The organism is Shewanella sp. 3_MG-2023, from assembly GCF_030548765.1.
GTDB lineage: Bacteria > Pseudomonadota > Gammaproteobacteria > Enterobacterales > Shewanellaceae > Shewanella.
Window position 1 is genome coordinate 24608 of the sequence record NZ_JAUOSH010000039.1, and the last position, 12197, is coordinate 36804.

A 12197-nucleotide genomic window follows, 5' to 3' on the forward strand; every position below is an offset into this window, starting at 1 on the left:
CGCGAGTTTAATTTTGGATGTGCCACATTAATAACTTAGGCATGTCTGAATGCATTTTTAATAAATTGAATTAAGTTTATATTTAAACTTATATAAACCTATCCACTAATGGATGATATTTACGCAAAAGGAGCATTAATAATGCAAGCGAATACATATTTAGATTACGAAGGTATTAAAGGCGAAACGACTGCTGCAGAATTCAAAGACATGATCACTGTCTTATCTGTAGATTGGAATGTAAGCCGTGAGATTTCTTCTTTCACTGGTACTGCTAAAGATCGTGAAGCAAGTTCAACTCGTTTAGGTGACGTTACAATCACTAAACTTCAAGATAATGCTTCAACAGATATCTTTAAAGAAGCAACAATCGGTAAAGGTAAAAAAGCTGTTTTCCATATCACCAAACAAGGTGACAAAATCGAAGAAATCATGCAGATCGAATTAACTGATGCAATGATTTCAAGCTACAGCGTGTCAATTCAAGGTGACCGCCCTGTTGAAACTATCACTATCAGCTACACAGAGATGATGATGGCAGTTACACCTACAGATGACAAAAACAACATCACTGCAGCGCTACGTTATGGCTACAGCGGTGTTAAAGGTCAACAAATGTAATCCATTTGTGATCTTGTATCTTGGAGGAGAAATTCCTCCAAGTTCTTTACCTATAAAGACTGAGGCAAGGAATGCTAAAGGCTACGCAAAAAAACAATATCATTAGTATTACGACTCCTTTAGGTAAAGATACGCTCTACCTAACACATTTTACTGCCTCTGAAGCGATTTCCCAGCTGTTCTCAATTAGTGTTTCAATGTTTACTATTGGTACTCAAATCAAGCTTGAGAGCTTAGTCGGCAAAAATGTTTGTATCTCATTGAGAAATGCCGAAAGCGATGGTGCAGCTAGATATTTCCATGGCGTAATAAGCCATATTGAATCTGCTGGAATGCGAACCGCTGCTGCAGATGTGGCACAAGACTATATTGATTATCAAGCGGTTATCGTTCCTCGAGCTGCGTTAATGAAGCAACGAACTAACTGCCGAATTTTTCAAAATCAGTCTGTTATCGATATTCTTACTGACATATTTGGTCAACATGCCGTCAGTTTTCAAAATAAGACAACCCGTACTTATCCCAATTACGAATATTGTGTTCAATACCTTGAGTCAGATCTTGATTTTGTGACACGTTTATTACAGCAAGAGGGTATTTTTTACTTTTTCGACCACAGTATAGGCGATCATAAGTTAGTCCTTGCTGATGACATCACTGCTTATAACGCCTGCGATGAAGCACAGGTTCGTTGTTTTTCAGGCCATCTAGCCGAGTCACATGTTTCTCACTGGCAAGGTGGTATGAGCATGGTAAGCGGCGGATTTGCTCAAAAGGGATATGATTATACTCAACCTAAAAAATTCCCATCTGGCAGCAATGCTAAAAACGATTTGCCGGAGCAAAAAAATCTAGAAGTATTTGATTATCTTGGCGAGTCTGAGCTAAATAGTCGCTCCCAACCATTAGCAGATAATCATTTAGAAGCTTTTCAAAAAGATATGAATAAATGCAGTGGTCAAAGCGATTGCCGCAGCTTTACAGTGGGTAAGTTTTTTACCTTTAAAGATCATGAGAATAGCAGTTTTAAAGGTAAGACTTTTCTTGTGAGTGCTTTAAGAACATCAGCGACACAGCCTAATCAATCGGGTGCGAGTCAATCAGGTAGTCATGCTGTCTATCACAATGATTTTGAATGTGTTCCCAATTCAACACCTTACCGTAGTTCTCTATTGATGCAAAAGCCGTTAATCAACGGCGTTCAAACCGCTGTTGTGACCGGCGAACCTGGTGATGAACAGCATATTGATAAGTTTGGCCGAGTTAAGGTGCAATTTCATTGGGATAGAGAAGGCGAGTTCAATTCAAAAAGTTCATGTTGGATCCGTGTCGCACAAAGCTGGGCTGGCAATAAGTGGGGAGCCTTTTTCTTTCCACGAGTTGGCCAAGAAGTGTTGGTTGAATTCATTAATGGCGACCCAGACCAGCCTATTATCAGTGGTGCTGTCTACAATGCTGATTTGATGCCTCCATATGCTTTACCTGCTAAAAAAACGCAATCGGGAATTAAGTCACATAGCACAAAAGAAGGCGGCGCTGACAACTTCAATGAGTTGCGTTTTGATGATGAAAAAGGCAAGGAGTTGCTATTTTTTCAGGCCGAAAAAGATCATCATTTAAATGTTAAAAATGACCAAAAAGATAAAGTTGGCAATGACAGGTTTACCGAAGTCGTCAATAACGATAATGAAAAAGTAGGCAACGATAGCAAGCTAGAAATTGGCAATGATAGAAAGCAGGATATTGGCAATAACGAGACCGTTAAAGTTGGCAAAGTGCTTAATATTGAAGCGGGTAATGAAATTGTGATTAAAACGGGTGGCGCCAGTATCAAAATGAGCAGTGACGGTTCGATTTCAATAGAAGGCACCAATATTAAAATCAAAGGCACAGACGTTAAAGTTAATGGGGCGAGTATTGCCCTCAAAGCCGCTCAAATTAAGCTAAATTAGTTATGACCTCGACATCATATTCTGGCGTAGGTCAATTAGGCGCATTTTGCCGAGGGCACGAAATTGTTTGTCGATTTGGCTATCGTTATTTGATTTGTAAACCTATTGATAAGCCAATGGACCCGCTGCTAAATCAGCCAGAAATAGCATTGTCAGCATCCAGCCTTTTTGGTGAGCAATTCTTGATAAGTCGTCATACTTGGAATAATCAAACTGATATTCTGCAGCGTATTTATCAATACTTAAACGCTGAGGAATTTAGCAGTAGTCAGATAACAGAAGCAGAGATGATTACGGCAATAGCCAATGCAATCGAAAGAAAGCAATTATTGGTAATTCTAATCGATTCAGATTAACCCTGGATATCTGAACTGCCAGTTTTAAATGTTTATATACCCAATGCTATTTGCGCTAACAAATAAAGGAATATTTGATGGGAATGCCAGCTGCGACGTTATCTTGTATGCATGTTTGCCCGAAGACCAATCCAGGCCCAGTACCACATGTTGGCGGGCCAATTATCATGGGTTCAGGCAATGTGTTAATAGGTTCTATGCCTGCAGCGCGCAAAGGTGACAAGCTTATTTGTGTTGGGCCACCTGACACTATCAATGCCGGCTCAAGTTCAGTACTCATCAATGGAAAACCAGCGGCTCGCTTAGGCGATGGCACTGCGCATGGTGGGAAGATCATTGTAGGTAACCCTACCGTGCTGATTGGTTAAACGACAAGGATTGTATTGATGAGTTTGCATGAGCGATTTGATTTTTTATTAGCGCAGCGACAAGTGATAATGTCGTCTTTTGAGTGTGCGCCTAAAAATCTTATAGATAATACTCAAGCATTATTTATCAGTTATAAAGCGTTAAATGAAGGTGCTGCTCTTAGCCAAAGTGATAGCCAGAATGCTTGTCAGAGTGATAGCCAAAGCCAGTTACTTAAAGCTAAAAATGCCACTGAACTCGTAAGCGCACTTGAATCTGAAGTGGATTATGACGTTCAAAACCAGTTGGTCATCATTCAGTTATTTTTGAAATTACATTGTCAGCAAAATTCACAGCAGCAATGTTTATTATTTCAACGACTATTTGATAGCAGCGTAATCAATTCTGCACAGAGCTTTCCTAATCTTGCACTTCTTGCTAGCCAGTATTTAATTCATCCATTGGTATTGAGTAGCGATGGGAAAACAGCCGCACAAATTCATCAATACTTATTGCTTTGTATTTTTCAAGGGCAAAGACTTAACCGCAAACAAGCAAGTGAACGACTAACTACGTCAATGACACCAGTAACGCCAGTGACAACACTGTATGTTGAGTTGCTGATGGAAGTTAAAAAAGCGCCATTAAAGATCTACGAAAATGTTATTGAATTAGAAATGGTAGATAGTATTTTATTTGATTTTTACATCGCCTCCTTAGATGAAGAACAACTCACTTTGATACTCAATGTTATGAGCCAAGACGATACATTAAGGGCTAAAGTGATTGAGGTTATGGGGTATTCTGGTTTTATTAAGTTTGTGCCTTTTCTAGCGAAAGCGATGCAACAACCCTCGCAAACAATGGCAGCGTTTAATGCACTCAAAATCATTTTAGGTCCCTTGCTTGAACAAGCAATTTCTCTTCAGTGGCAATCTGAAAGCGATTTGGATAAACGTTGTGAATATTTACAGTTTTACAGTGCGAAGTTGCTTGACCGTTGGCCAGCTATCGCACTTAACTATAATCAAAATAACACTATCAACCGAATGCTAAATGGTGTTGAAGTGAATGAGAGTTCTATCGAATTCTTGCTGACACAAACAAGTCCGGTTCATCAAAAAATAGCGCAACTTCACCAGTATCGCTTGCACGGCACTATTTCAAAAGCAATCGCCAGCACAGCAGATAGCAAGTTGGCATCATGATTATAGATGTCCAACATACACGTCTTAGTATTGGTGATAATACCGACACTGAACGATTGATTAACTTACCTTTTAGTGAGCCGTTAGAATTCTCATATCAGCAGAACTCACAAAATGTTGTCGCAGTCATGGCGGCAAATTTATCTACTGAACGCAAAGTTGATCGCTTAGTAGACTTGCTATTTAAATTAAAATTACAAGATGACACTGTATGGAAAACATACCAGGGTAAGCCTGTTTTTTGGTTGCTGCCAAACCTTTCTGCCAATGAATTACAACACTGGGTGAGTGTGCTTCACCAACATTTACCACATTGTTTTGAACATCCACTCACTCGGATTTTTCCTAATGGAAGCGCTTCGTTAATGTTTGCCTTTAAGACATTAGAAGCGATGTCATTTGATTCACAAAGTGTGGTGTTAATTTCTGTTGATAGCTTATTTTTTGACTTAGCAGAGTTGTCAGCGACAGACAATCTGATTACCGAAGAACAAGGAGCTGGCAGTCGTCCAGCAGAAGCCGCAATGGTGACAAACTTAAGGGTTAATACCACTGGTTTAAGCATTGACCTATTAAGTCAAAATAACTGCAGTTTAGTGCAGCAAACTCAAACTATTCAAAGCCTTTTTCAGCAGGCAAATAAAGCGTGCGAGCCTGAGCTTTTTAATCAATTGTATTTACCCGGTGCTAATCAAACTGTGACCGATAATTGGCTAAATGCATATGAACAGCTTGCTGGCAGAATTGATTCAGATAGTGACATTTCACAGACAACAAATTTCACAGGAGACATTGGTTGTGTCTCTGGTTTATATAATTTTGTGCATCTTTTTAACCGTTATGAACAACAGACTGTAACAGGGAAAAGTTTACAGCTTGAAGTGTCTCAAACGCTGCATTTAGGATTAGCAACATACTCATGGATAGAGGCATAAACAAGCATGACAATGAGTAACTTTCGCTTTAATGGCCAAAATCGGCATATTGTAGTAGCGCTAACAAGCGCGTCTACACCAGCGGGTTTCCAACTATTAACCTTTGATAAAGCAAATCAGTTAACAGACGTTATCAATGAGATATCACCTCATTTAGTTCGAGATCGTAACGCGTTGATTTATGGTCGTGATTTAGTTTTACAAGCAGGATTATCTGCCACGCTACAGCCACGTAATATTGTAAAAAACCTGACAGAAGCAATCGAGCGTTCATTGCTCAGAGTGTATGTTGAGGTGCCTAAACCGCAAATTCAATACTCGACAGAAACAGCCACGCCAGGCGTAAGTTCAAGTGCTAAAAAAACGCCAAAATCGAATAACGGCAAGAAAGCTAGCTCAGCAGCGTCAGCCGGATCTGTAACCAATAATACCTCAACAGAAGTGGCTATTGATAAGCAAGAGTGCCGTAGCGATCCTGTTTCCATGTTAAGTGGCGAAGAGATATTACCGCTGGTTGATTTCGAAATCAGTGGCCTATTACCCCTAACGTGGCGACGTTTATATCGCTCTAGTAAAATCGATTCCAATATCGGACTAGGCTTCGGTTGGCGACATAATTTCAGTGTCCAATTAACTCATCAATATAAAGAAGCGCCTAAAATTGGCCCTAAAAAACCAGCAAAGCAATGGTATGAATTAACAGATGAAGAAGGGCGGGTACATGTGTTTGACTGCGTTAAACGTGGTCAAACAAGCATTCAAACTTCGACAGGTTGGTCGTTAGTCCATCAAGCGGATGGTCGACAGGTACTGATTAAACCTGACGAGAGCCATTGGGCGTTCAAGCTTTATGAAATCGAAGGCAAAACGGTATGGTTACTTGAAACCATCAGTAACCATCAAGGTCAATATTTTGAACTGTACTATGACAAAAAAGGCCGCTTAGCTCAGATTACTACAGGGCCTAAACGTGGGGTGTTATTACATTACAACGCCCAAAATAATTTGTTACGGGTGTCATCATATGTGCTGAATGACAAAGGTAATCGAGAAGTTCATCCATCATTATTAGCCAGTTATCAATATGATGATGCTGAAGCGTTAATAGCGGCAACAGATATCAATGGCCTTGTAGAAAGGTACAGTTATGTCGACGCAGCTAAACCTAAAACACAAGCTGAGCCACACAAACATCCCCTAGGGCCCAAATCATCGACTTATCTGCTAAAACGCAGAACTCGGGCATCGGGTTATAGTCATCACTTTGCATGGGATAGCCATAATGCCAGTGCTAAATGTATCGAGCAATGGGGTGACAATGACACCTATCATTACCACTTTGCCTATGAGCAACAATCAAGCGGAATGCGCAGCAGCTGTGTTGATTCTTTGGGAAACAAAGAAGAGTTTGTTCATAATGCTCAAGGTTTATTAACTGAGTATCATAATGCCAATGGGCATATTACTCGACATCAATATGATACAGCAGGTCGTAAAGTTGCCACGATTGATGCTAATCATAATCAAACCCAATACCTGTATAACTCTTTAGGTCAAATTGACTCGATAGTTCAACCTGATGGGGGCGTCACAAGTTTTGAATACAACCGTTTTGGGCAACGTATTCTCACTCAAGATCCTATGGGTCGAAAGTTATCAAAGCAATTCGATGCAACAGGTCGGATTTTGTCTGAAATTAATTTTGATGGTCGTCAGCGCCAGTATCAATACAATGATTTTGGTCAAGTCACGCAAAAAATTGAGTTTGATGGTGTGACGCATAAATATTTATGGGATCGTGATGGCGAATTACTCGCAACGCAAGTAGGGGAGTCACTCACTCGATATAGCCACGACCGTTTGGGTCGAGTCAATGCGGTTATCGATCCACAAGGGCTAGTCACCGAATTTATTCGAGATGACAAAGGCCAAGTTGTTCAGCAAAAATCTTATCCTCAATCAGCGCCTGAAGAGTCGGTTAATAAATACTTTCAGTTTGATGATGCGGGGAGGCTGACTTGTCACTCACAAGATGTCAGTCAACTTGATACAAACTCAGATGAGATTACGAGCACCAATACAGATGTGCTAGATAATAAATCAGATGAATCATCGTTAAATCACACCATGCTCAGCTATCAGGGGTTATCACAGCCTAGCGAACAAACCTTTGCTGATGGCAGCTGGCTTAAGTTTCATTATGACAAAGAGCGTAACCTTAAACGCATCGCCCGCAGTGATGGTGCTGAATACGCCATTGATTATACGCCAACTGAGCAACCTAAAAAGTTAGTCGGTTTTGATGGGCGCGAGCAGCAATATCAATACGATGCTAATGATAAGCTGATTGCCGTGAATGACAGTGATACTCGCTTTATTGAGCTAAGCCGTGATGCCATGGGGCGCATTGTTAAGCAAAGTAGTCATGTCAAAATAGAAGCGAATGCACTATCACCACTATTAAATACCCAAAACTTTTATCAATATGACAAGTTAGGCCAAATCACCCGTGCTCATAATCAGCATCGTACAGTTGAGCAGAAATATGATGTTCAAGGCCGTTTAGCAACATCAACTCAGGGCAGCTGGCAGCTTGAGTATCAATATAATGATAAAGGTCAGCGCACGCATCTTGTGTTGCCCGATGGCAGTAATATTGGCTATCAATACAATACCAATGGCCAACTAACAGATATTAGTTTACAAACCGCTGTAGATGGAACACAAACGGCTGTAGATGCAGCAGTAGCAGGGCTTGATAAACAAACATTAAACACACTTGTTAGTTATCAATATCTACCCTCGGGGCTTTTACATAAAAGCCAACAATCAAATCAGCTCGAGTTAGTCCAAGAGTTTGATGCATTCTCACGATTAAGCGCGCAAACATGGTCCAACCAATGTGACGCCACCACGTTTGAATATCGTCAATACCAATACGATAAACAAGACCAGCTAAATCAATTATCAACTGAGTTAGCAGCCCAGCAGCCAAAGGTTAAGCAATTTACCTATAACCGTATCAGCCAGCTGGTTAAAGATGTCACGGCTTGTATGGGAGAATCATTCACTGCCGTGCATGAAAGTGCTGAACATGACATTAGCGCCGCTGATAACAGCGCCTTTGATAACAAAGAACAAATCGCCAGGCAGCGTGATGGGAATCCGTCAGATTCTGGCATTCACCAATATCAGTGGGATGCTTTCGGTAATCCGCAAACGGCTATCAGCACTCATGCTGATAACAATGTTGTCTATAATGATACCGATAAAAAATCGACTGAAAATAGCCCTGCAGAGCTAACTGTAAATACACCATTTGATGAGGTTATTGTTAAAAATGACCGTCTGTTAAGCATGGCGGGTATAGATTACCGTTACGATGCTAGCGGCAATCAAATTAACCAATTGGCTAAAGGTGATAAACAGCAGCGCAGCTTTAATGGCTTAAACCAATTAGCGCATATTAATGTTAATGGTCAGTTGGCCCAATATGAATATGATGCTTTAGGTCGACGCAGCGCCAAAATCACCGAACAAGGCCGCACAGATTTTATTTGGGATAATAACCAACTCATCGGTGAATGCAGCCTAGGTGAATACACCTGGTACATCTATCAGCCAGAGACTTTTTTACCGGTAGCGTTAGTCAAACATGGTCAAATTTATCACTACCATTTAGACCAACTAGGTACACCGATTTGCTTAACCGATGTTAATGCGCAAACCGTATGGCGCAATCAGCTCGATGTATTTGGTCATGCTGACTCAACAGCTATTGAAAATAGTGCTGAGGTGGCTAATCACATTGATAACCCACTGCGCTTTCAAGGCCAGTACTTTGATGAAGAGTCAGGCCTACATTACAACCGCTTTAGATACTACAGTCCTGAGCAAGCACGGTTTATTCATCAAGACCCTATTGGTTTAGTGGGCGGTATCAACCATTACCAATATGCGCCTAATCATGTGAACTGGGTGGATCCGTTTGGGTTGTGCAAGGAAGATAACCTAAAAAAGAATGTAGATGAAAATCTAGAATTAATCAGTACAGAGTTAGCTGATAAACTGTTAACTGCCAGTACGTTAGTTAACCCTGAACAATTTAGGCAACTACCAGCAAGTGTATTGAACAATAAATTAGGCTCGGGTGGCTATAAAGAAGCCGTTTTTATAGATGATGAACAAGTATTCTTAATACCTAAACGTGACTCTAATAATATGAATCCCGCTACCATTGAAGATATCAAACAAGAGGCTAAGGACTTAGATAAAATTAAGAAACTGGGTTTACCTGTTTTAACAATCCCTGAGTTTGCTGAAACTATTAATTCTGATGGCGAAGTCATACAGGGTGGAGTCCAAGATAGAATGCTGTTTAATGGACGGGATATAGAAAAGAATATTATTCCGGGTACTAATTCACAGGGGATTACTGTCGATAATTTAAAAGCTATTTTATCTCAAGATACTTTGGATGAATTAGAGAATATTTTTGATCTGGTTGAAAGTAAAAATATTTATATTAAAGATTTACAATTTATGTATGGGGCTGACGGATTACCCAGGGTTGCCGATCCACAAAATGTCGTTGAAAATACTAGCCAAACAGATGTGGATGATTGTTTGGATATTATTACGGAAGAATATGAAATGATTTCTAGCATAATATTAAGTAAGGAGTAGTTAATGGTAGATAGTGTGCTCAAAGGGATATCGATTGATAACCGGATTGTCAATGCGCTAAAAAGCCATCGTATCATTAATATGACTAAACCTTTAAGTGAATTTGGTATGAGTCGTTACAAAAAAAGACGTAACGTGAAAGATGAAGACATGTTTTCATATTCCGGTAAAAAGGTCTTTGTTCATTTAGACAACGGGGATGTGATAGGTTTTGCATCAAATGATGTAAAAAGGTCCGTTGTTACTTGGTTTGATGAAAAAGACGGTGTGAAAGAACATTTTTACTTGTGCCGGCGGGGGGATGAGTTTTCATATGACGATCCAGCTCTTTCAGTAAAAGATAATTGGAGCGGGATAATTAATGAAAAAGTCATATCGATAACCGTATTTTCTGTTAAAAACCCCGTTGAAGATAAAAAGTTTGTTGATAGTTTTGAGGCTGCAATTTTATTGGAAACAGCTAAAGGTAATATGCTGATTTCAGATGCTTCAGCAGCCTTCAAATATTCATCTTCTATGCCTGTGGTAAAGCTAGATGATGCCCCTGATGGCTTTTTTGACAATCTAGAGGCTAGAGTATTGTGATCTGAGTTAATATCCATATCACAAATCAAGCAGTGATAAGAACCAACAGAAAGTATATAAATTCAACATTGACAAGGATAATACGATGTCATCAATAAAATTAACTCAAGCTGTCGGGCTGGGTGGCGCTAATAACTTAAACGATGTAAAAGCAGTACAAACGGCGTTAAATAAATTACTTAAACTTATTCCTCCTACACAATCGTTAAAAATAGATGGTCGTTTAGGCTCTAGGCCAGACATCTCTAAAACCGTTGCAGCGATAAAGTTATTTCAAAGCAAGGTACTCAATATGCTACGTCCTGACGGAAGAATTGACGCAAATGGCCGTACTCATCGGAAGATGAATGAGAAACTATTGAGCATAGAGGCGATGGCTAATGTAAATACTTCATTAGAAATGCCAGTAACGAAAGCTTTTTGGATGAAAACTGCCGTTAACGAAGTGGGGGAATCAGAGGTTGCAGGAGCTAAAGCAAATCCTCAAATATTAGAATATTTTAAAGCATCCAAGTTTTGGGGAAGTGACGATAGTGGTGGTCAAAATGCTTGGTGTGGCTCCTTCGTTGCTTGGGTTATGAAGCAAAATAACTTTGAACCGGTGAAAAATGCTTTTAGAGCGAAAGAATGGACTAATTTTGGTAAACCAATATATAAACCTGTTTACGGCGCTATAGGGATCAAATCTAGGCAAGGCGGTGGGCATGTTGCTTTTGTAGTAGGACAAAGTGCTGATGGTAATTATTTGTTTATGCTTGGAGGAAATCAAAGTAACAGTGTTAAAGTTTCTAAATATAAAAAAGAAGTCTGGGATGACTTTGTTGTACCTTCCAATTTTGATGCGTCATCAACTCATTTACCCATTTATACTCAGAAAGCATCGATAGCGGGAAGTGAAGCATAATGAAAAAATTAAATTTTATATTATTAAGCTTAATTTTCGTAGTCGACTCGGCCAACGCTGATAATATTTCTTCGTCAGAATTAACAGGCTTTATACAAGCGACAAACAGCGTTGATTACCTTGCTAAAGTAAAAGTGATTAAAGTAAAAGTCATCAGCCAAGATGATGATTTAGAAAAACAAGTTTACTTTGCTGAAGTTCTTGCTACATACAAAGGGGAGCTTAAACAAAACATAAGCTACGAGATGCATGTAGAACCAGGTGAAGATGTCATATTCAATTCTACGCCGGTTTATATCGCATTGTGTAAAAATAGTCATGGGGCATACTATTGGCCTGGCACGGGCTCTGAGTTTAGGTTATCAAAAGAAATTGATTCATGGTTAGCCGATAATAGTAAAACCATAAGCCAGAGCGACTCTGCTGCAGATTGGTGTAAATAATTTATTAACTCACAAGAATGTGAATATTTGGGCGTTGTGAAAAATTTTTAAGTCATAAATATATAAAGCGGCAGTTGTTATCAGAGGGTGTAACAGATTCTGTGTAACTGCAATTTAGTTAATATGCTTCACAATTCTGTCTTCGAACTCAATAATAAA

At 39.6% G+C, this 12197-nt stretch carries 10 protein-coding genes; all 10 read left to right on the top strand.

Annotation, left to right across the window (positions count from 1 at the left end):
• Positions 1-141 precede the first annotated feature (141 nt).
• Positions 142-621: a type VI secretion system tube protein Hcp gene (locus Q4591_RS17745; RefSeq protein WP_102527844.1), complete on the top strand. Its 480-nt coding sequence runs from the start codon at positions 142-144 to the stop codon at positions 619-621.
• 71 nt (positions 622-692) lie between these two features.
• A complete protein-coding gene (locus Q4591_RS17750; RefSeq protein WP_303462192.1) occupies positions 693-2573 on the top strand; it encodes a type VI secretion system Vgr family protein in 1881 nt (626 codons plus the stop codon).
• Positions 2574-2575: 2 nt separating this feature from the next.
• Positions 2576-2929 (top strand): hypothetical protein, encoded by a 354-nt coding sequence (locus Q4591_RS17755; RefSeq protein ID WP_303462194.1) that lies wholly within the window; start codon positions 2576-2578, stop codon positions 2927-2929.
• A 77-nt stretch (positions 2930-3006) separates the two neighbouring features.
• Complete coding sequence (locus Q4591_RS17760) at positions 3007-3297, top strand: PAAR domain-containing protein (RefSeq protein ID WP_102527847.1); 291 nt, start codon at positions 3007-3009, stop codon at positions 3295-3297.
• Between the two features lie 18 nt (positions 3298-3315).
• Positions 3316-4485, top strand: a complete 1170-nt coding sequence (locus Q4591_RS17765) for a hypothetical protein (RefSeq protein ID WP_303462198.1) — start codon at positions 3316-3318, stop codon at positions 4483-4485.
• Positions 4482-5420, top strand: coding sequence for a hypothetical protein (locus Q4591_RS17770; protein ID WP_303462201.1), 939 nt, complete (start codon positions 4482-4484; stop codon positions 5418-5420). Before Q4591_RS17765 ends, Q4591_RS17770 begins: the two co-directional genes overlap by 4 nt.
• Positions 5421-5432: 12 nt before the next feature.
• Positions 5433-10106 (top strand): RHS repeat-associated core domain-containing protein, encoded by a 4674-nt coding sequence (locus Q4591_RS17775; protein WP_303462203.1) that lies wholly within the window; start codon positions 5433-5435, stop codon positions 10104-10106.
• A gap of 3 nt (positions 10107-10109) precedes the next feature.
• Positions 10110-10691 carry a hypothetical protein gene (locus tag Q4591_RS17780; protein WP_303462205.1) on the top strand — a complete coding sequence of 194 codons (582 nt, stop codon included), beginning with the start codon at positions 10110-10112 and terminating at the stop codon, positions 10689-10691.
• 85 nt (positions 10692-10776) lie between these two features.
• Positions 10777-11595 carry a TIGR02594 family protein gene (locus Q4591_RS17785; protein ID WP_303462207.1) on the top strand — a complete coding sequence of 273 codons (819 nt, stop codon included), beginning with the start codon at positions 10777-10779 and terminating at the stop codon, positions 11593-11595.
• On the top strand, positions 11595-12038 hold the full coding sequence (locus Q4591_RS17790; protein ID WP_303462209.1) for a hypothetical protein: 444 nt from the start codon (positions 11595-11597) through the stop codon (positions 12036-12038). Before Q4591_RS17785 ends, Q4591_RS17790 begins: the two co-directional genes overlap by 1 nt.
• Positions 12039-12197 lie beyond the last annotated feature (159 nt).